Source organism: Streptomyces sodiiphilus, assembly GCF_039529215.1.
Lineage (GTDB): Bacteria > Actinomycetota > Actinomycetes > Streptomycetales > Streptomycetaceae > Streptomyces > Streptomyces sodiiphilus.
In genome coordinates this window covers 14,216-33,325 of sequence record NZ_BAAAMJ010000030.1, presented here as the reverse complement: position 1 = coordinate 33,325, position 19,110 = coordinate 14,216, and the positions used below count along the sequence as shown (strand labels likewise).

The 19,110-nt window shown below is 72.8% G+C and carries 21 protein-coding genes; 12 read left to right on the top strand and 9 right to left on the bottom strand.

All coding sequences use genetic code 11. The features are described 5' to 3' along the window. Nucleotides 1-165 precede the first annotated feature (165 nt). The 3 genes from ABD299_RS14450 to ABD299_RS14440 all read left to right on the top strand — a co-directional run bounded on the left by ABD299_RS14450 (nucleotide 166) and on the right by ABD299_RS14440 (nucleotide 3,193). On the top strand, nucleotides 166-1,764 hold the full coding sequence (locus ABD299_RS14450; protein ID WP_344262275.1) for an ABC-F family ATP-binding cassette domain-containing protein: 1,599 nt from the start codon (nucleotides 166-168) through the stop codon (nucleotides 1,762-1,764). Between the two features lie 339 nt (nucleotides 1,765-2,103). Continuing rightward, complete coding sequence (locus tag ABD299_RS14445) at nucleotides 2,104-2,325, top strand: helix-turn-helix domain-containing protein (protein WP_344262273.1); 222 nt, start codon at nucleotides 2,104-2,106, stop codon at nucleotides 2,323-2,325. 88 nt (nucleotides 2,326-2,413) lie between these two features. Beyond that, on the top strand, nucleotides 2,414-3,193 hold the full coding sequence (locus ABD299_RS14440) for an enoyl-CoA hydratase/isomerase family protein (protein WP_344262271.1): 780 nt from the start codon (nucleotides 2,414-2,416) through the stop codon (nucleotides 3,191-3,193). Between the two features lie 26 nt (nucleotides 3,194-3,219). Here the strand turns inward: ABD299_RS14440 and ABD299_RS14435 are convergent, their stop codons facing one another. Beyond that, a complete protein-coding gene (locus ABD299_RS14435; protein ID WP_344262269.1) occupies nucleotides 3,220-4,116 on the bottom strand; it encodes a nucleopolyhedrovirus P10 family protein in 897 nt (298 codons plus the stop codon). Between the two features lie 227 nt (nucleotides 4,117-4,343). Here ABD299_RS14435 and ABD299_RS14430 point away from each other — a divergent pair, with 227 nt between their 5' ends. Genes ABD299_RS14430 through amaP form a run of 5 tightly spaced genes read left to right on the top strand, consistent with a single transcriptional unit; the run spans nucleotide 4,344 to nucleotide 6,709 of the window. After that, nucleotides 4,344-4,808: an Asp23/Gls24 family envelope stress response protein gene (locus ABD299_RS14430; protein WP_344262703.1), complete on the top strand. Its 465-nt coding sequence runs from the start codon at nucleotides 4,344-4,346 to the stop codon at nucleotides 4,806-4,808. Between the two features lie 21 nt (nucleotides 4,809-4,829). Further along, entirely contained in the window at nucleotides 4,830-5,024 is a 195-nt protein-coding gene (locus ABD299_RS14425) for a hypothetical protein (RefSeq protein WP_344262267.1), read from the top strand. A gap of 15 nt (nucleotides 5,025-5,039) precedes the next feature. After that, nucleotides 5,040-5,411: an Asp23/Gls24 family envelope stress response protein gene (locus ABD299_RS14420; protein WP_344262265.1), complete on the top strand. Its 372-nt coding sequence runs from the start codon at nucleotides 5,040-5,042 to the stop codon at nucleotides 5,409-5,411. Beyond that, nucleotides 5,408-6,103 carry a DUF6286 domain-containing protein gene (locus ABD299_RS14415; RefSeq protein WP_425581336.1) on the top strand — a complete coding sequence of 232 codons (696 nt, stop codon included), beginning with the start codon at nucleotides 5,408-5,410 and terminating at the stop codon, nucleotides 6,101-6,103. The genes ABD299_RS14420 and ABD299_RS14415 overlap by 4 nt, the downstream gene beginning before the upstream one ends. Nucleotides 6,104-6,112: 9 nt before the next feature. Next, nucleotides 6,113-6,709: an alkaline shock response membrane anchor protein AmaP gene (gene amaP / locus ABD299_RS14410; RefSeq protein WP_344262263.1), complete on the top strand. Its 597-nt coding sequence runs from the start codon at nucleotides 6,113-6,115 to the stop codon at nucleotides 6,707-6,709. Nucleotides 6,710-6,750: 41 nt separating this feature from the next. Here the strand turns inward: amaP and ABD299_RS14405 are convergent, their stop codons facing one another. Next, a complete protein-coding gene (locus ABD299_RS14405; RefSeq protein WP_344262261.1) occupies nucleotides 6,751-7,620 on the bottom strand; it encodes an SURF1 family cytochrome oxidase biogenesis protein in 870 nt (289 codons plus the stop codon). Nucleotides 7,621-7,646: 26 nt separating this feature from the next. Continuing rightward, the gene (locus ABD299_RS14400) at nucleotides 7,647-8,654 is read right to left on the bottom strand and encodes a DEDDh family exonuclease (protein ID WP_344262259.1); all 1,008 of its coding nucleotides are present in this window, start codon (nucleotides 8,652-8,654) and stop codon (nucleotides 7,647-7,649) included. A 153-nt stretch (nucleotides 8,655-8,807) separates the two neighbouring features. Between ABD299_RS14400 and moaA the strand changes: the two genes are divergently transcribed. Continuing rightward, complete coding sequence (gene moaA, locus ABD299_RS14395; RefSeq protein WP_344262257.1) at nucleotides 8,808-9,797, top strand: GTP 3',8-cyclase MoaA; 990 nt, start codon at nucleotides 8,808-8,810, stop codon at nucleotides 9,795-9,797. 34 nt (nucleotides 9,798-9,831) lie between these two features. Here moaA and ABD299_RS14390 read toward each other — a convergent pair whose 3' ends face one another. The 5 genes from ABD299_RS14390 to ABD299_RS14370 all read right to left on the bottom strand — a co-directional run bounded on the left by ABD299_RS14390 (nucleotide 9,832) and on the right by ABD299_RS14370 (nucleotide 15,217). After that, entirely contained in the window at nucleotides 9,832-10,059 is a 228-nt protein-coding gene (locus ABD299_RS14390) for a hypothetical protein (protein WP_344262255.1), read from the bottom strand. Nucleotides 10,060-10,284: 225 nt separating this feature from the next. Continuing rightward, the gene (locus ABD299_RS14385; RefSeq protein ID WP_344262253.1) at nucleotides 10,285-10,635 is read right to left on the bottom strand and encodes a DUF3099 domain-containing protein; all 351 of its coding nucleotides are present in this window, start codon (nucleotides 10,633-10,635) and stop codon (nucleotides 10,285-10,287) included. A 104-nt stretch (nucleotides 10,636-10,739) separates the two neighbouring features. After that, nucleotides 10,740-12,170: a tyrosine--tRNA ligase gene (tyrS, locus tag ABD299_RS14380; RefSeq protein ID WP_344262251.1), complete on the bottom strand. Its 1,431-nt coding sequence runs from the start codon at nucleotides 12,168-12,170 to the stop codon at nucleotides 10,740-10,742. A gap of 132 nt (nucleotides 12,171-12,302) precedes the next feature. Next, nucleotides 12,303-13,697 (bottom strand): metallopeptidase TldD-related protein, encoded by a 1,395-nt coding sequence (locus ABD299_RS14375; RefSeq protein ID WP_344262249.1) that lies wholly within the window; start codon nucleotides 13,695-13,697, stop codon nucleotides 12,303-12,305. Next, entirely contained in the window at nucleotides 13,694-15,217 is a 1,524-nt protein-coding gene (locus ABD299_RS14370; RefSeq protein ID WP_344262247.1) for a TldD/PmbA family protein, read from the bottom strand. The genes ABD299_RS14375 and ABD299_RS14370 overlap by 4 nt, the downstream gene beginning before the upstream one ends. Nucleotides 15,218-15,466: 249 nt before the next feature. Here ABD299_RS14370 and fabG point away from each other — a divergent pair, with 249 nt between their 5' ends. Further along, nucleotides 15,467-16,186, top strand: coding sequence for a 3-oxoacyl-[acyl-carrier-protein] reductase (gene fabG, locus ABD299_RS14365; protein ID WP_344262245.1), 720 nt, complete (start codon nucleotides 15,467-15,469; stop codon nucleotides 16,184-16,186). Between the two features lies 1 nt (nucleotide 16,187). Continuing rightward, the gene (gene fabI / locus ABD299_RS14360; RefSeq protein WP_344262243.1) at nucleotides 16,188-16,985 is read left to right on the top strand and encodes an enoyl-ACP reductase FabI; all 798 of its coding nucleotides are present in this window, start codon (nucleotides 16,188-16,190) and stop codon (nucleotides 16,983-16,985) included. Nucleotides 16,986-17,059: 74 nt separating this feature from the next. On the opposite strand, the gene ABD299_RS14355 is transcribed toward fabI, so the two are convergent. Continuing rightward, complete coding sequence (locus ABD299_RS14355) at nucleotides 17,060-17,743, bottom strand: FadR/GntR family transcriptional regulator (protein WP_344262241.1); 684 nt, start codon at nucleotides 17,741-17,743, stop codon at nucleotides 17,060-17,062. A gap of 64 nt (nucleotides 17,744-17,807) precedes the next feature. Here ABD299_RS14355 and ABD299_RS14350 point away from each other — a divergent pair, with 64 nt between their 5' ends. Further along, nucleotides 17,808-19,106: a CynX/NimT family MFS transporter gene (locus ABD299_RS14350; RefSeq protein WP_425581335.1), complete on the top strand. Its 1,299-nt coding sequence runs from the start codon at nucleotides 17,808-17,810 to the stop codon at nucleotides 19,104-19,106. The last annotated feature ends 4 nt before the right edge of the window (nucleotides 19,107-19,110 follow it).

The following is a 19,110-nucleotide window of genomic DNA, read 5'->3' as shown; positions in this document are numbered from 1 at the left end:
CGCGGCCCTTCCGCCGGGCCGGGAAAGCCGTTGCGCGGCGCCGCTAGACTGGCCGCATGGACATCCCGTTCCTCGTTCCTTAGCGGGCGTACACCGCGTGGCCGCCGCGCCGCCGCGGTGCCGCATCTGCGTGCCCGTACGTCCCGCCTACCCCGGAGCCTGTCCATGATCACCGCAACCGGTATCGAGTTGCGCGCCGGTGCGCGCGTCCTCATCGAGTCCGCCTCGTTCCGCGTCGCCCGCGGCGACCGGGTCGGCCTGGTCGGCCGCAACGGAGCCGGCAAGACCACGCTCACCAAGTGCCTCGCGGGCCAGGGAGTTCCCGCGGCCGGCACCATCACCCGCACCGGCGAGGTGGGGTACCTGCCGCAGGACCCGCGTACCGGCGACCTGGACACTCTCGCCCGTGACCGCATCCTCTCCGCCCGCGAACTGGACACCGTGCTGCGCAAGATGCGCGAGAACGAGGACCGCATGGCCAACGGCAAGGGCGCCACCCGCGAGCGGGCCATGAAACGCTACGAGCGGCTGGAGACGGAGTTCCTGACCAAGGGCGGCTACGCCGCCGAGGCCGAGGCCGCCACGATCGCGGCCAGCCTGGGTCTTCCCGACCGGGTACTGGGGCAGCCGCTGCACACCCTCTCCGGGGGGCAGCGGCGGCGTGTGGAGCTGGCCCGCATCCTGTTCTCCGATGCCGACACCCTGCTGCTGGACGAGCCGACCAACCACCTCGACGCCGACTCGGTCGTCTGGCTGCGGGACTTCCTCAAGACCTACCGCGGCGGTCTGGTGGTGATCTCGCACGACATCGACCTGGTAGAGACGGTGGTGAACAAGGTCTTCTACCTCGATGCCAACCGCGCCGCCATCGATCAGTACAACATGGGCTGGCGGCAGTACACGGTCCAGCGGGAGGCGGACGAGAAGCGCCGCAAGCGCGAGCGCGCCAATGCCGAGAAGAAGGCCGCCGCGCTGAGTTCCCAGGCCGACAAGATGCGGGCCAAGGCCACCAAGGCGGTGGCCGCGCAGAACATGGCCCGCAGGGCCGAGCGCCTGCTCGCGGGGCTGGAGGCCGAGCGGCAGCAGGACAAGGTCGCCAAGCTGCGCTTCCCCGATCCGGCCCCCTGCGGCAGGACCCCGCTGACCGCCGAGGGGCTGTCCAAGTCCTATGGCTCCCTGGAGATCTTCACCGATGTCTCCCTCGCCATCGACAAGGGCTCACGGGTGGTCATCCTGGGCCTCAACGGTGCGGGCAAGACCACCCTGCTGCGGCTGCTGGCGGGCGTCGAACAGCCCGACACCGGGCAGGTGACGCCGGGTCACGGCCTGAAGCTGGGGTACTACGCCCAGGAGCACGAGACGCTCGACCCGGACCGCACGGTGCTGGAGAACATGCGCTCGGCCGCCCCGGACATGGACCTGGTGGCGATCCGGAAGACCCTGGGCTCCTTCCTCTTCTCCGGGGACGACGTCGACAAGCCGGCGGGGGTGCTCTCCGGCGGGGAGAAGACCCGGCTGGCCCTGGCGACCCTGGTGGTCTCCTCCGCCAACGTGCTGCTGCTGGACGAACCGACCAACAACCTCGACCCGGCCAGCCGCGAGGAGATCCTCGGCGCGCTGCGCAGCTTCACCGGTGCCGTGGTCCTGGTCACGCACGACGAGGGCGCGGTGGACGCCCTGCAGCCCGAGCGCATCATCCTGCTCCCGGACGGGGTGGAGGACCTGTGGGGCGAGGACTACGCGGATCTGGTCGCGCTGGCCTGACGACGGGGCCCGGCCCCCCCACGGCCGGCCGCCCGGCGATGGGGCATTCGACCGACGGCTTCTCCGTCATCCGGGTGAGGGCGGCTCATGCAGCGGCGTGGCTGCGCCCGGGGCGCGCTTCTCCCGCACTCACCGGACCCGGCCACCCGGGCCCGGGCTGCTGCGGCTGTCTGACCTGCTTCTTCTTCCCGGTCCGTGTCACCGGTGACCGCCTCGCTCCCGCCGGGCGGGAGCGTGCGGGCCTCCCCGGTGGGCACCGGACCGTGCCGAATGGGTGGCCAGGAAGCCGGATAGGGGTGATCATGAGAGTCCAGAGCGCACTTCCACGAGGAGGCACGGGTGGCCGAGACTCTGAAGAAGGGCAGCCGGGTGACCGGCACCGCGCGCGAGAAGCTCGCGGCAGACCTGAAGCGGAAATATGAATCGGGAGCCAGCATCCGGGCGCTGGCCGAGGAGACGGGCCGGTCCTACGGCTTCGTCCACCGGATGCTCAGCGAGGCGGACGTCACGCTGCGCGGGCGCGGCGGGGCGACCCGCGGGAAGAAGCCGGCGGCATCCTGACCCGCCGGCCGGACCCGGGCGGGCGCGGGCCGCGCCGGACGGATACTCTGCAGCTGTACTTACCGCTGAGTAACGTTCGGAGAGGCCGATGACACTGCTCGACAAGGACGGTGTGCGCGTCACCGTCGACGGCGCGGTGGCGACCGTCACGCTCGCGGATCCGGCCAGGCGCAACGCCCAGACCCCGGCGATGTGGCGTGCTCTGGCCGAGACCGGCCGGCTGCTGCCCGGTGACATCCGGGTCGCGGTTCTCCGGGGCGAGGGCGTCTCCTTCTCCGCCGGCCTGGACCGGCGGGCCTTCACCCCCGAGGGGATCCCCGGGGAGCCGTCCTTCCTGGCCATGGCACGTGGCGACGCGGCGAGCATGGACGCGCTCATCGCCGAGTACCAGGAGGCGTTCACCTGGTGGCGCCGCAACGACCTGATCACCGTCGCCGCGGTGCAAGGGCATGCGATCGGTGCCGGATTCCAGCTTGCCCTCGCCTGCGACCTGCGGGTCTGCGCCGAGGACGCGCAGTTCGCCATGCGCGAGACGTCCCTCGGTCTGGTGCCCGACCTGACCGGCACCCACCCTCTGGTGTCGCTGGTGGGCTACGCGCGTGCCCTGGAGATCTGCACGACCGGGCGCAGCGTGCACGCGGCCGAGGCCGAGCGCATCGGACTGGCCAGTCTCGTGGTTCCGGTGGGCGAGCTGGACGCCGCGGTGTCCGATCTGACCGCCGCACTGCTCCAGCCGCCCCGGGCCGCCGTCATCGAGACGAAGGCGCTGCTGCGCGGGGCGGGGGAGCGCGGCTACGACGAGCAGCGCGCCGCAGAGCGCGCCGCTCAGGCACGCCGCCTGCGGGACCTCGCGGGCCTGTCCGACTGAACGCTCACCGGGCGACGGCCCGGGACTCAGCCGGGCCCGGACCGGGCACCCGGCCGGCCGGGCGCCACGGCGTCGGTCGTCACGGCCTCGGTCACCACCACGCTCACTGACAGCGGACCGGGCGCGCCCGGTCCGGCCCGCCGCACAGCAGCGGCCCGGGCCTGCCGGACGACCTCCGGTACCCGGCGGTGGCCGTCCACCACCAACCGCAAGCCGACGTGGCGGGCCGGCGGCTGCCGGGTGTCGGACACGCTCACATCCGCTCCGGTCCCGTCGGCTCTCTCCTCCGGCCGCATCACCCCCGGTACGCCCAGGACCCCGGCCGTCACGGCTGCTGTCAGGCTTCCCCGGCGGACCGTCCCGTCCGCCCCGCGACCGGGCGGGGTGCCGGACCCACCGGACGTCAGGACCGGCGGGCGGTGCCCGTCCGGCCCGGACACCGGTGCGCCGCCCCTTCCGTCGTGGGCGGATTCCGGGCCGGCGTCCTCGCCCTCCTCCAGCAGCCCGGTCACCACAAGATCGACCCGGGCCACGTCCAGCCCCAGCCGGTCGGCGGCCCCCCGGTTCAGGACGGTGCGCAACTGCTGGGCGCGGGCCGGCAGCGGCTGGGCGGCGGTGGCCGCGAAGGACGCCTCGATCCGCAGCGGACCGCCGGTGACCGCCCCCATCGGGGCAGCCGCCCGGCCGCCGGTTCCGCCGTCCGGCGGGCCGGGCTCCCATCGGCCGGCTGACGCCGCGTCAGGGTCAGGGCCGAGCCGGAGGGCGTCGACCCGGATGCCGGGCAGCTCCCGCGCCAGGTGGCGCAGCACCGAGACCGCCGCCCGTTCCGCGATCCAGCTGCTGTCCGCGGGAGGTCCCAGGGGCAGCAGCCGGCCCAGTGCCAGCTGCCGCCGCACGGCCCGCAGCAGACTGTCGGAGCTCATGTCGTCCCGCCTTTCGGAAAGCCGGTTTTGACCGTCCTTGCGGGTACAGGTTCCCTCATGCCCTGGGAATCGCGCGCGAAGCGCACCTGGATGGCGGTGCGTCAGCGGGCGGAGTGTTCGCCGCACGCCTACTGTGGCACTCGTGCGACCGACAGCTTCTGTTCCTCGCGAAAAGGGTGAAGGCCGTGACTGACATCGACCACCGGAAGAACAGCGAGACTCCCGGCGTGGGGGAGGACTCCCCGGGCGCCGGCGCCTCCGGCAGGTCCCTGGGGACCCGCCGGGGCACCGGCGAGCCGGCCGAACGCGGACGGACCACCATCGCCGACGGCGTCGTGGCGAAGATCGCCGGGCTGGCGGCCCGGGACGTGGTGGGCGTCCATGCCATGGGCGGAGGACTGTCGCGGACCTTCGGTGCCGTCCGGGACCGGGTCTCGACCGGCACCAAGCCCGCCACCCGGGGCGTCAAGGCCGAGGTGGGCGAGGTGCAGACGGCGCTGGACCTGGAGATCGTCGTCGAGTACGGCGTGTCGATCGGGGAGGTTGCCCGGACGGTCCGGGAGAACGTCATCGCCGCCGTGGAACGGATGACCGGACTGGAAGTGGTCGAGGTCAACATCGCGGTCGACGATGTGAAACTGCCGGAGGGCGAGGACGATGAGGACGAGGACCAGGAGCGGCGGCTCCAGTAGCCGCCAGCGAAGGAGCGCACCATGAGCATGGCCGTCGTCGGAATGATCACCGGCATGGCACTCGGATTCGCCGGCTACTTCGGGGGATTCGGAGCCTTCCTGCTGGTCGCCGCGCTCGGCGCGACCGGCTTCGTGGCCGGTCGCCTCGTCGAGGGCGATCTGGATCCGGGGGATTTCTTCCGGGGCCGGGGGCGCGACGACGACCGGCGGCGGTGACCGGTGGAACACCCGGTGCCCGCCGCCGAGCGGGGGGCGATCCGCATCGCGGAACGCGTGGTGGCCAAGGTCGCCGCCCAGGCCGCCCGGGAGGCGCTGCGCTCCCACCGGGAAGGCCCGCCGCTGCCTCCCGGCGTCGGCGGGCCGCACGCCTCGGTGGTGGTGCGGCGCCCGCCCGGTGACGACGGCAGTGGTGGCCAGGCCCACATCAGGGTGGCCGTCGAGCTCGGCTACCCCTCGGACATCGGCGGCCAGTGCGCGGCCGTGCGTCACCAGGTGGTGCGGAGGGTCGCGGAAATGGTCGGGATGGAGGCGTCCCACGTGGCGGTGGAGGTCGACCGGCTGCACTCGGCGCAGTCGCAGGGGGAGCCGGGGAGGGTCCGATGAGCGATGCCGAGCGGGAGAACACCCGCCCCGGGCCGGCCGGCCCCACGCTGGAGAAGCCGTCGGAAGGCGGCGGCCCGCCCGCCGGGGGCGGCGCGGGCATGGAGCAGTCCTCTTCCGCCGCCCGCTACCGGCCGGACCCGGAGGCGGACGGCCGGGCCGGCCGGTTCTGGTCCGTGCGGAGGGTGCCCGCCGCGGTCGTGGGGCTGCTGCTGCTGGCAGCCACCGGGCTGCTGCTGTACGACATCGCGGCGGTCCGTGCCGACCGGCCGGGAGCGGCGTGGCGCCGGGTGCTGGCCGACGAACTGGCCACCCGCAGCCTGGACGACCCGTGGGTGGTGGCCGCCGCGGTGGCCGCCGTGCTTCTCGGGCTGTGGCTGCTCGTGCTGGCACTCACCCCCGGACTGCGCGGATTGCTGCCGATGCGCAGGGAGAAGCCGGACCTGCGCGCGGGCCTGGAACGCAGGGCCGTCGCGGTGATCCTCCGGGACCGCGCGCTGGAGGTTTCGGGAGTCCAGTCCGCACGGGTCGCCGTGAGCCGTCGGCGGATCCGGGTGCGGGCCCAGGCGCACTTCCGTGACCTGGACGACGTGCGGGCGGACCTGGACGCGGTCCTCGCCGATGGCATCGGGGAACTGGGGCTGGCCCGTCGTCCCGCCCTGGCGGTGCATGTCCGGCGTCCGGCGCGGGGCTGAGGAGGGACGATGCTGAGAAATGTGAACCGGGTGGTCCTGGGCCTGACCGGTCTGGTGCTCATCGGTGCGGGACTGGCGGCTCTGGCGGGCGCGGGCGACCTGTGGCGGCGCGCCGGGGTCTCGCCGCCGTCGGGCTGGTCCTGGCGCGGCCCGGCGGACGTCGTGCTGGCCCGGGAGGACCGCACCCAGTGGCGGGATGAGGGATGGTGGTGGCCGGTCGTCATCGGCGTGCTGGTGGTCCTGGTGCTGCTGCTCCTGTGGTGGCTGCTCGCCCAGTTGCGCAGGCACCGGCTCACCGAGGTGCTCATCGACAGCGGTGACGGCTCCGGGGCCCTGCTGCGCGGGAGGGCTCTGGAGGACGTGGTCACCGCGGAGGCGGAGTCGCAGCCCGGGGTCGAACGGGCCGGAGTCACGCTGGTGGGCCGGCGCACCCAGCCCTGGGTGCAGGTTGGGCTGCTGCTGGCCCCCCAGGCGCGGCCCGGGGAGGCTGTCCGCACACTGGGGGAGCAGGCCCTGGAACACGCCCGGGTGTCTTCCGGCCTGAAGACCCTTCCGGCCGAGGTCCGGCTGCGTTCGGCCCGGCACGGCCCCGAGCGCGTCAGCTGATCCGGCGGCCGGCTGCTCCCGTCACCGGGCGCCGCCCCCGGTCAGTTCTGCCGGGAGGGGGAGCGGTCGCCGGCCGCCGTCACGCGGGTGTCGCCGTCCGCGCCGTCGCCGTCCTGCTGCCGCTGGACTCCGTCCTCACCGAAGGGCCGCGCCGCACGCCGGTCCTGGGCCTCCCGGCGCACCAGCAGGAACCATCCGACCGGGACGCCGGCGGCGAACAGCCACCACTGCAGGGCATACGCGAAATGGGCCCCGATTCCCCTGTGGCCCGGTTCGGGCAGTGTCCGGGGCGCGTCGGCCCCGGCCGGCGGCTCGGGAGACGTCCCGGACAGTTCCAGATGACCGGGCAGGAAGGTCCTGTCGAGCTCCTCGGCCCGCTGCCGGCTGTTGATCAGCATCACCATGCCGTCCGGCAGCCCGGAACGCTCCCGGATACCGGTGGACTCCGGCGTCTCGTCCGTCATCAGCCGCCCGGTAACCGTGACCTCTCCACCGGGCGGGTCCGGTACTTCGGGATACTGCCCGGGATCGCTGCCGGCCGGCACCCAGCCGCGGTTCACCAGAACCGCGGTGCCGTCCGGACGGACGAGCGGGGTGAGGACGTGGTACCCCATGCCGCCCCCGTCGGGGCCGGTGCGCTGCCTCGCCACCGCCTCGCCCGCGGCGTCGTAGACGCCCGTCGCGGTGACGGTGCGGTACCGGTCGGCCGGGTCGACGGTGCCGCCGGGCGGAGCCACCTCCGCCACCGGCACCGCGGGCGCGGTCAGACTCCCCGCGATCAGTTCGTTGCGCTCGACGCGTTCCTGGTGCCGGTGCAGCTGCCAGAACCCCGCCTGCACCATGGCAGGAATCAGAACGAGGGCCAGGGCAGTGAGCAGGACCCACTGCCGGGACAGCAGAAAGCGGTACACACCTCCCGACGGTACCGCCAGCGGGTTCAGCCGCCGGGAGCGGGGTCCACATCGCGCAGCAGCTGAGTGAAGGCCGCCTCGTCGAGAACGGGGGTGCCGTGCTGCCGGGCCTTAATGATCTTCGAGGTGCCGGCATCGGGGTCGTTGGTGACCAGCAGGCTGGTCAGCCCGGACACGCTGCTCGCGATGTGCAAACCCGCCGCGTGGGCCTGGTCCTCCAGCAGTTCGCGGTCGACCGAGGTGTCCCCCGAGAACGCCACCCGCATGCCCTGTACCAGCCGCCCGCCCGGCCGGTACCGGCCGGGGTTCGGGTACGGACAGGCCGGCCGCGGCCGAGCGGGGCGCCGGCCGCCCGGTGCTCCCCTTCCCGCGGGGGCCGGGCGGGCCGCTCCCGTCGGGGCGTCGGACCACAGGGTGAGCGGCCGGCAGGCGAGCAGCGGCAGCCGCAGCCCTTCGCGGGCCGCCTGCTTCAGGCTCGGCCGGAACGCCTCGGCGAGCACCCTGGCGTCGTCCAGCGCGTGGTGCGCGCGCCGCTGCGTCACCCCGTAGTACGCGGCGAGCGTCTCCAGCTTGTGGTTCTCCAGGGGGAGACGGAGCTGTTTGGCCAACGCGATCGTGCACAGGCGTTGTTCCACGGGAGCCGTCCGCCGCGCCCGGGCGTACTCCCGGGCGATCATCGTCCAGTCGAAGACGGCGTTGTGCGCCACGAGGACCCGGCCCCGCAGCCGCCCGGCGAGTTCCTGGGCGATGTCGGGGAACAGGGGGGCGTCGGCGAGTATCTCCGAGGTCAGCCCGTGAATCCACGTGGGGCCGGGATCGCGCTGCGGGTTGACGAGGGTGTACCAGTGGTCCTCCACCTCCCCACGGGCCGTCAGGCGGTAGACGGCCGCCGAGACGATGCGGTCCTCGCGCGCCAGCCCGGTGGTCTCGACGTCCACCACGGCGTAGCCGGCCGGATAGCCAGTGGGCCAGGGGCCGTTGGCGGACTGCTGAGCAGGGACGTCAACTGCGGCTGCCAGGTGGTCTTCGAGCATGGTCACTGAGGATACGGCCCGCTTCCGACAGCGCCGCACCGAACCCGGACCGGGCAGCGGCCGGTTCCCGCTTCCGGACCGGTGTCCGGGGCGTGCCGTACGCTGCCTAGGCAGCGGTCCCGAGCGGGGACCTCGACGGAGGAGGAGGGCAACGTGCTGCTCGACACCTACGGCCGGGTCGCGACCGACCTGCGGGTCTCCCTGACCGACCGGTGCAACCTGCGTTGCACCTACTGCATGCCCGAGGAAGGGCTCAGCTGGCTGGCCAAGCCCGAGCTGCTGACCGACGACGAGATCGTCCGCCTGGTCTCCGTCGCCGTCACCCGCCTGGGGGTCACCGAGGTGCGCTTCACCGGAGGGGAGCCGCTGCTGCGCCCCGGCCTGGCGGGGATCGTCGAGAGGTGCGCCGCGCTGCGCCCCCGCCCCAGGCTCTCCCTGACCAGCAACGGGATCGGTCTGGAACGCACTGCCGCCGCCTTGCGCGCGGCCGGCCTGGACCGGGTCAACATCTCCCTGGACACGACCGATCCCGAGGTGTTCCGCCGCCTCACCCGGCGCGACCGCCACGCCGATGTGCTGAGAGGGCTCGCCGCCGCCCGGGCGGCCGGGCTCACTCCCGTGAAGGTCAACGCCGTGCTGATGCCCGGCATCAATGACGGCGAAGCTCCTGATCTGCTGGCCTGGGCCGTCGAGAACGGCTACGAACTGCGCTTCATCGAGCAGATGCCCCTGGACCCCCAGCACGGCTGGCAGCGGGCGAACATGGTCACCGCGGGCGACATCCTCCGCTCGCTCCGTACCCGCTTCGAGCTCGCCCCGGAGGCCGAGGCGGAGCGGGGCTCGGCACCCGCCGAGCGCTGGACCGTTGACGGCGGTCCGCACCGGGTGGGGGTGATCGCCTCGGTGACCAGGCCGTTCTGCGGCTCCTGCGACCGTACCCGGCTCACCGCCGACGGCCAGGTGCGCACCTGTCTCTTCGCGCGCGAGGAGTCCGATCTGCGGGGCGCGCTGCGCGCCGGAGCCGATGACGCGGAGATCGCCCGGAGGTGGAAGACCGCGATGTGGGGCAAGAAGGCGGGCTCCGGGCTGGACGACCCGTCCTTCCTCCAGCCTCAGCGGCCGATGTCGGCCATCGGCGGCTGACCCGGCCGGCCCGTCCGCGGGCCCGCGGAGGGAGTCACTCCCGCTCGCGGGCCCGCCAGGTTTCCAGAGCCACGACGTCCTTGAGGAAGTTCCGCATGCCGAGGAAGTCCGACAGGTGCGCGCGGTGCTCCTCGCACGCCAGCCACGTCTTGCGCCGCTCCGGCGTGTGCAGCTTCGGGTTGTTCCAGGCCAGCACCCAGACGGCCGCGCTGCGGCATCCCTTGGCGGAGCAGACCGCCGGATCGTTGGTCACGGGATCCATCCAAGCATGGCGACGCCGGGCAGCCACGGGGGGAGCCGCCCGGCGTCGGTCCGTCGCTCCGACGGGGGATACGGAGCGCACGAGAAGTATGACATGCAACAACCCCCCGGGCGCAGCAGAACCGCCCAATTGATCTGAGCGCTTCTTGAGGTTCCCAGCCCTTCGGTTCCCGCAACGCAAACCGGAGGGAACCGCGTTGGCCGCTGCAGGGGGTCGGCGCGGGGGTCAGTGCGGGCCGGCGGTGTGGCGGGGGAGACCTCCGGAATCCGCCGGTGGCAGGGCCGGGCGCCGGTCGCCGGCGAGGAAGGTGGACGGGATCGACGGCGGATTCTCCCGCCCCGCGTTGGCGATCACCACGGCGACGTAGGGCAGCACCACACCCAGGGCGAGGGTGATCCAGGCGAGCAGTGGGCTCACATTCCACAGCAGGACCGTGAGGACCACGGACACCGAGCGGATCCCCATGGAGATGATGTACCGGCGCTGGCGGCCGCGCACGTCGTCGGCCAGGCTCTGCCGGGCACCGGTGATCCGGTGGACAGGTCCCGTGTCCTCCTTGCGTCGAAGACGCATCATGCAGCACCACCGCCTCGCGGTCCCGGGCGAGCCGCGCACCGGGACCCTTCCAGCGTAAACCGCGCCTGCCGGGCCGTCCGCCGCAGGTACGTCCCGGCGGGGACTCAGGACCTGACCAGGCCGTGCCCCCGCACCTGGGCGAGCTTCCGGCCGGCCTTCAGGTACACGCCGTCCGGCTCCCCGCCCGCGGCGGACAGTTGCTCCGCGACGACCTCACCCAGCGGGCGCAGCGCGTCCGCCTCCGGCAGCACCGTCGTCCGCTGCTGCCCGCCGGCGCTCTCCAGCACCAGCCGGAGCCCGTTCTGCTTGGCCAGCCGCCGGGCGGCCGACGCGCTCGGGGTGAATTCGAGGACCCTGGTGAGCACGGTGGCGATGCCCTCACCGCCGCACACGGCCAGATCCACCTCCGGGAGCGTCTCGACGTCGGCGAAGGACTTCCTGGAGAACTGCGCGGTGAACCCGGCGCGGGCGGCCATCGCGGCCTCCACCCCGTGCATCGCCGTGACCACTTCCCCGGCCAGTACCTTCTTCAGGTCCATCGGATGCAGCGACCCCGCTTCGACGCGCGCCGCCGCGGCGTCGATCTCCGCGTCGGTCCACTCCGTCCAGGCCCGGAGGTACGGGACCATCAGCCGGTCCGGAATGGACATGATCTTGCCGAACACGTCCTCGGCGGCCGCGGTCAGCCCGATGTAGTTGCCCTTCGACTTGGACATCTTCGCGCCGGAGCCGTCGGTACCCTCGATCAGCGGCATGGTGGCGATCATCTGCGGGCGCATGCCGTAGATCTCCATCACCCGGCGGCCCATCTGCATGTTCAGCAGCTGGTCGACGCCGCCCAGTTCGATGTCCGCGTCGATCTCCGCGGAGTCGATGGCCATGGCCACCGGGTAGATCAGCTCCGACATGGTCAGTCCGTGCCCGCCCTCCAGACGGGTGCGGAAGTCCTCCCGCTGCAGCAGCGAGGACGCGGGCACCTGGGCCAGGATGCCGATCAGCTTCGGCAGGGTGATGCCGGCCAGCCACTCGCTGTTGTGGCGGAACCGGACCTTCTCGAAGTCGAAGAAGGGCCTGACCTGGTCGCGGTAGCCCGCGAGGTTGGCCGCGATGTCCTCGTCGGTGAGCGGCGGCCGCTCGGCGGACCGGCCCGAGGGGTCGCCGATCCGGGCGGTGATGTCACCGATGATCAGGGTGACATCGTGTCCCATCCGCTGGAACCGGCTCAGGACGATCATGGGCACGGTGTGGCCCAGGTGCACGTCCGCCGCGGTGGGGTCGATGCCCAGCTTGACGTGCAGCCCGCGCCCCCGGTCGCGGGCCGCGTCGATCTGCTCGGCCAGCTGGTCGACGGAGGGCAGCACCTCCACGGCCCGGGCCGCGATCAGCTTCGCCTGCTCCCGCGCGGACAGGTCCGTCAGGTCCAGATACCGCCGGGACCCGGTCTCCTCCAGCAGCTGCCGAACGGTGGTGTCGGAGGACAGATCCCGGGCCAGCATCCCGCTGGCCCGCTGCACGGAGTCGCCGAGGCGTGTCACGTTGGTTCCTGACGGTGATCGGGTACAGGTCGGCGCCCATCCTACGGCGCCCGTGCCCTTCGCCGCAGGGCCGCGGACGGGGGCCGCTCACCGGTCCCCGCCGGCGGAGTGCGCGGGGACCGGTGACGGGCTCTACACGCCGGGGCTGACCGAGCTCATGTTGAACCCGGGGACCCGCAGGGCGGGCATCGCCGCCCGCGGGAAGTAGTCGCCCCACTCGCGCGGACGGCACCGCTCGGTGCGGCTCGCCCCGGTGGCGCGCGCCAGCACATCCACCGGCGACTCGTTGAACCGGAAGTTGTTCACGGCCGCCGTGACCTCACCGTTCTCCACCAGGTAGACGCCGTCCCGGGTGAGCCCGGTCATCAGCAGCGTCATCGGGTCCACTTCGCGGATGTACCACAGGCAGGTGAGCAGCAGCCCGCGCTCGGTGCCGGCCACCAGGTCGTCCAGCGAGCCGCTTCCGCCGGCGTCCAGCACCAGGTTGTCGACCGCCGGAGCCACCGGAAGCCCGGTCAGCTCCGCGCTGAACCGGGTGGTGGGCAGCTGCCGCAGCACTCCCTCCCGCATCCAGTCGGTCCGCTCCAGCGGCAGCCCGTTGTCGAACACCGAGGCGGCCGGGGACAGGAATCCCTCCGCCGGTCCGGCCAGCACGAACGGCGCCGCCTCCAGACCGGGCTCGCGAGGATCGCTGTAGAGCGTCATGGGAAGCCCGGTGAGCTTCTCGCCGATCCGGGTGCCGCTCCCCGGGCTGCTGAAGACGCTGCGGCCCTCGGCGGCCTTGCGCGCCTCGGACACCCAGTACTGGTAGATCATCAGGTCCGCCACGGCGGCGGGGGGAAGCAGGGTCTCGTAGCGTCCGGCCGGCAGTTCGACCGTCCGGTCGGCCCAGCTCAGCCGCCGCGCCAGGTCCGCCTCCAGCGCCAGCGGGTCCACGTCCCGGAAGTCGGTGGTGGGCACGCCCGCCCAGGCAGAACGGGTCCGGTCGTGGGACTTGGCGTTGACCTCCACGCTGCCGGTTCTCCGGTCGTGGCGCAGCCGCAGTCCGGCGGAGGTCCCCAGACAGGTCGTGACCACCGAGTGCTCGGCGTAGCCGAACAGTTCGCGGCCGCCGGTCCGTGCCCGGGTGAAGGCCTCGCCGAGGGAGGGGGCGAAGCCGTCGAAGACCGCGGGCGAGGTCTCGGCGGGCGGCGCGGTGAAATCCGCGGACTCCGCGTGCCCCTCCACCAGCGGGCGGGCGTCCTCGGCGGCGGGGGACTGCCGAGCGGCTTCCTCGGCGGCCCGCACCAGCGGCTCCAGCTCCTCCGTGGACACCGCGGTCCGCGAGACGACCCCGCAGGCCGCGCCCTGGGCTTCACCGACGGTGGCGATGACGGTGAGCCGCCGGCCGCGGGTGACGCCGTTGGTGGTCAGGGAGTTGCCTGCCCAGCGGATGTTCACGCCGGACTCCTCTTCGGCGATGACCACCGTGCCGTCCGCCCGGGACAGCGCCAGTGCGCGCTCGACCGTCTCGTGCGGGGTGCTCATCGTCCTGCCTCCTGGGTGGTGTTGAGGATGTTGACGCCGCGGAACAGCGCCGAGGGGCAGCCGTGCGAGACGGCGGCCACCTGGCCCGGCTGGGCCTTGCCGCACATGAAGGAACCGCCCAGGACGTACGTCTGTGGCCCTCCGACGGCCTCCATCGATCCCCAGAAGTCGGTGGTGGTCGCCTGGTAGGCGACGTCGCGCAGTTGCCCGGCCAGCCGGCCGTTCTCGATCCGGTAGAAGCGCTGGCCGGTGAACTGGAAGTTGTACCGCTGCATGTCGATGGACCAGGAGCCGTCGCCCACCACGTAGATGCCGCGGTCCACACCGGAGATGAGTCCCTCGGTGTCAGGCCCCTCCGCGGCGGGGCGCAGCGAGACGTTGGCCATCCGCTGGACCGGTACGTGGCCGGGGGAGTCGGCGAAGGCGCAGCCGTTGGACCGCTCGAAGCCCTGCAGCCGGGCGATCCGGCGGTCCGTCTGGTAGCCGACCAGGACGCCGTCCCTGACCAGGTCCCACGCCTGGGCCTCGACGCCCTCGTCGTCCCAGCCGATGGTGGCCAGCCCGTGCTCCACGGTCCGGTCACCGGTCACGTTCATCACCGGTGAGCCGTAGCGCAGTGTGCCCAGCTGATCGACGGTGGCGAACGAACTCCCCGCATAGGCCGCTTCGTAGCCGAGGGCCCGGTCCAGTTCGGTCGCGTGGCCGATCGACTCGTGGATGGTCAGCCACAGATTCGAGGGATGAAGGACCAGATCGTAGGTTCCGGGCTCGACCGACGGCGCGGCCATCTTCCCGGCCAGCAGTTCCGGCAGCTGCGCCAGCTCCGTGTCCCAGTCGAAGCCGGTGCCTCTCAGGTATTCCCAGCCGCGGCCGGCCGGCGGGGCCGTGGTGCGCATGGAGTCGAACCGTCCGCCGTCCGGGTCCACCGAGACGGCCGTCACTGCGGGATCGACCCGCACCCGCTGCTGGGTGGTGACCGTACCGGCGGTGTCGGCATAGAACTTGTTCTCCTGGACGGCCCACAGCCTCGCGTCGACGTGGCTCACGCCGTCCGCGGCCAGCAGCCGCTCGCTCCAGTCCGCGAGCAGCGCGATCTTCTCGGAGTCCGGAATGTCGAAGGGGTTGGTCTCGTAGGAGGAGACCCAGCTCCGCTCGCCGTGCGAGGGCTCGGGCGCCAGCTCCACGCGTTCCTCGGACCCCGCCGCGGCGACGACCTTCGCGGACAGCTTCGCCATCGCCACCGCCTGCCCGGCCACCCGGGCGGCACCATCCATGGTGAAGTCCGTTCCCGCCGCGAACCCCCAGCTGCCGCCGTGCACGACCCGCACGGCGTATCCGGTGTCCGTGGTGTCCTGCGCGCCGGCCGGGCGCGCGTCGCGCAGCAGCCAGTTGGCGCTGCGGACGCGCTCGAAGCGGAAATCGGCGTGCTCGGCGCCGAGGGCCTTCGCGCGGGCCAGCGCCGCGTCGGCCAGCGGGCGCAGCGGGAGAGCCAGGAAGCTCTCGTCAAGGGATGGGGGCACAGTGTCTCCTGTCCGTGGCCATCTGCTCGTGGGGGCGGGGGCCGCGGGTGTGCGCCCCCCGGGCCCGATCATGCCCCGCCGCCGCCTCGTTGCCCACCACGGGCGGAGGACTGTTCCCACGGCGGCGGCCGGGGCCTGTAGGAACCCGACAGGCGGGTGGCGGTGCCCCTGTCGTGGCCCGATCCCCGGGCGGCGGTGGCGGGGGGCTAGCGTTTGGGGAAGCACACGACGCACAGAAAGGGTGGTCCCGTGAGCCGCTCGGTACTCGTCACGGGGGGGAACCGCGGCATCGGCCTGGCCATCGCCCGTTCCCTCGCCGGCGCAGGCGACCAGGTCGCCGTCACCTACCGTTCCGGAGAACCGCCGGCCGAGCTGGCCGGTCTCGGCATCCTGGCGGTGAAGTGCGACATCACGGACCCCGAGCAGGTGGAGCGGGCCTACAAGGAGATCGAGGAGGCCCACGGACCGGTGCAGGTCCTGGTCGCCAACGCCGGGGTCACCCGCGACCAGCTGCTGCTGCGGATGTCCGAGGAGGACTTCACCTCGGTGGTGGACACCAACCTCACCGGAACCTTCCGGGTCGTCAAGCGGGCCTCCCGGGGCATGCTGCGTTCCCGCACCGGGCGGATCGTGCTGATCTCCTCCGTGGTCGGGCTCCTGGGATCGGCGGGTCAGGCCAACTACGCGGCCTCCAAGGCCGGCCTGGTCGGCTTCGCCCGGTCCATCGCCCGGGAACTGGGTTCGCGCGGCATCACCTGCAACGTCGTCGCCCCCGGGTTCGTGGACACCGACATGACCAGGGCGCTCAGCGACGAGCAGCGCGACGCGATCATGGGCCAGGTCCCGCTGGGGCGCTACGCGGACGCCGGTGAGATCGCCTCCGCGGTCCGCTTCCTGGCCTCCGACGAGGCCGCGTACATCACTGGAGCCGTCATTCCCGTTGACGGCGGATTGGGCATGGGGCACTGACATGAGCGGACTTCTCGCCGGCAAGCGCATTCTCGTCACCGGGGTCCTCACCGACGCCTCGATCGCCTTCCACGTCGCCCGGCTGGCCCAGGAGGAGGGAGCCGAGGTCGTCCTGACCGGGTTCGGCCGGGTCACGCTGGTGCAGCGGATCGCCAAGCGGCTCCCCAAGCCCGCACCGGTGATCGAACTCGACGTCCAGAACAAGGAGCACCTGGACTCCCTCGCCGCCAGGGTCGCCGAGCACCTGGGCGAAGGCGTGGGTCTGGACGGCGTCGTCCACTCCATCGGCTTCGCACCGCAGGACGCCCTGGGGGGCAACTTCCTGAACACCGAGTGGGAGTCGGTCGCCACCGCGGTGGAGGTCTCCGCCTATTCGCTCAAGTCGCTGACGATGGCGCTGCTGCCGCTCCTGGGCGCCTCGGAGGACGGCCCCGGACGCGGCGGCTCGGTGGTCGGCATGGACTTCGACGCGCAGATGGCATGGCCCAAGTACGACTGGATGGGGGTCGCGAAGGCGGCGCTGGAGTCCACCTCCCGTTACCTCGCACGGGACCTGGGACCGCGGAACGTCAGATGCAACCTGATCTCGGCCGGTCCGATCAAGTCGATGGCGGCGAAGTCGATCCCCGGTTTCGAGGAACTCGCCGACGTGTGGCACAGCCGCGCCCCGATCGGCTGGGAGCTGACCGATCCCGAGCCCGCCGCGCGCGGCGTGGTGGCCCTGCTGTCGGACTGGTTCCCGAAGACCACCGGCGAGATCGTGCACGTCGACGGCGGCGTGCACATGATGGGCGCGTAGAACCCCCGCGTACCCGGAGGGGCGGTGCGCCCGCCGGCCGGAACTCCCTGCCGGGTTCCGGCCGGCGGCACCGGTCAACCGGTCAGCGGCGGGACGCCGCGGCAGGTCATCGCGTAGGAGCCGGCCTCGCGGGCCGCGGTGTCGCCGTCGGCCGCGTGCAGTGCCCGCACCAGCCGGGCGTGGTCCAGATGCTCCTCGTCGCGCAGCCGGTCGCCCACGTCGTGCCGGAGGAACGCCCGCAGCACCGTTCCCAGGTCCGCGTAGAGGGCGGCGAGGACATCGTTGTGCGAGGCCTTCACCACGGCCATGTGGAAGCTCGCGTCGGCCTCCACGAAACGCTCCACGTCGCCGGTGGCCCACGCGGCCTCCCGGCGTTCCAGCAGGGTGTCCAGCAGGCGCAGATCCCGCTCGGTGCGGCGTGCCGCGGCCAGCCGGGCGGCGGCCGCCTCCAGGGTGCTGCGCAGCTCGGCGACGTGCTGGGGGTCGGCGTCGGCGAAGCGCCGGTGCATCACTCCGGCGAGTTCACTGGTGGCCGCCACATAGGTTCCCGACCCCTGCCGGATGTCGAGGAGACCGTTGTGGGCCAGTGCCCGGATCGCCTCGCGTACCGTGTTCCGGGCCACCCCCAGCTGCTCGACCAGCTCCGGCTCGGTGGGGATGCGGAAGCCGACCGGCCACTCGCCGGAGGTGATCTGGCGGCGCAGCTCGGCGATCACCTGGTCGGCGAGCGCTGAGCGGCGGGGGGACGTCAGTGACATAGCTCTCCCGGGACGCGGATTCCTGGCGGGCCAGGATTCGTCCCATGATTCTATGATGAACGGCATGGCGTTGACGAACGATGACCGGACACACGTGAAGCACGCACCGGGCAACGGCCGCGGCTTCCGGGCCGCGGCCGGGCTGACCCCCCGCTGGCTGTGGGTGGTGGCCGCGGGGCTCTTCCTCACCGCTCTGAACCTGCGTCCCGCCATCTCCGGTCTCGGCCCGCTGCTGGAGGAGGTCCGCCATGGCCTGGGCATGAGCGGGACTGTCGCGGGTCTGCTCACCTCACTGCCCGCACTGTGCTTCGCGGTCTTCGGGGTCACCGCTCCCCGGCTGGCCCGGCGCTACGGGCCGGCGGCCGTCGTCCTCGCCGGGATGGCCGCCGTCGCTCTGGGCACGGCGCTGCGTCCGCTGGCGGGCGGCACCGGCGTCTTCCTGGCCACCAGCACTCTCGCCCTGGCCGGCATCGCGGTCGGCAACGTTCTCATGCCCGTCCTGGTCAAGCGGTACTTCCCGGACCGCATCGGGACCATGACCGGGCTCTACTCGATGGCGCTGGCCGGTGGCACGGCCGCCGCCGCCGCGCTCACCGTGCCGCTGACCCAGGCCATCGGTGGCGGCTGGCGGACAGGCCTGGGGGTCTGGTCGGTGCCCGCGGTGCTCGCCGCACTGCTCTGGGTGGTCGTCCTGCTGCGCGAGCGCCGGGGCCGCCGCGGCACGGGCGAGACCCACGGATCCGTCCGTCCCGGCGGGGAGAACGGCGCCCGCCGCGAGCCCGCCCCGCGCATCATGCGGTCGCCCACGGCCTGGGCCCTCGCGGTCTTCTTCGGCCTTCAGTCCACCGGGGCCTATGTGACGCTCGGATGGATGCCGCAGATCTTCCGGGACGCCGGTGTGCCCGCCACCACCGCCGGGGTCCTGGTCGCCGTGATCATGGGCATGGGCGTGCCGCTGGCCTTCGTACTGCCCCGGCTGGCCGCCGGCATGCGGCGGCAGGGAGGACTGCTGGCGGTGCTCGGCGTCAGCGGCCTGGCCGCCTACGCCGGCCTGTGGCTGGCTCCCGCGGCGGGAGCCTGGTTGTGGGCGCTGCTGCTCGGGGTCGCGATGTGTGCCTTCCCGGTGGTGCTCACCCTGATCGGCATGCGTGCCAGGACCGGTGCCGGGGTGGCCGGGCTCTCGGCCTTCGCCCAGAGCACCGGGTATCTGCTGTCCCTCCCGGGCCCGCTGATCGTCGGCCTCCTGTACGACACCACCGGCGGGTGGGACGGCCCACTGCTGTTCATGATCGTGCTGATGGCTCTCCAGATCGGCATCGGCTTCCTGGCCGGGCGTGACCGCTGTGTGGAGGACGAGAGCTGAGTGG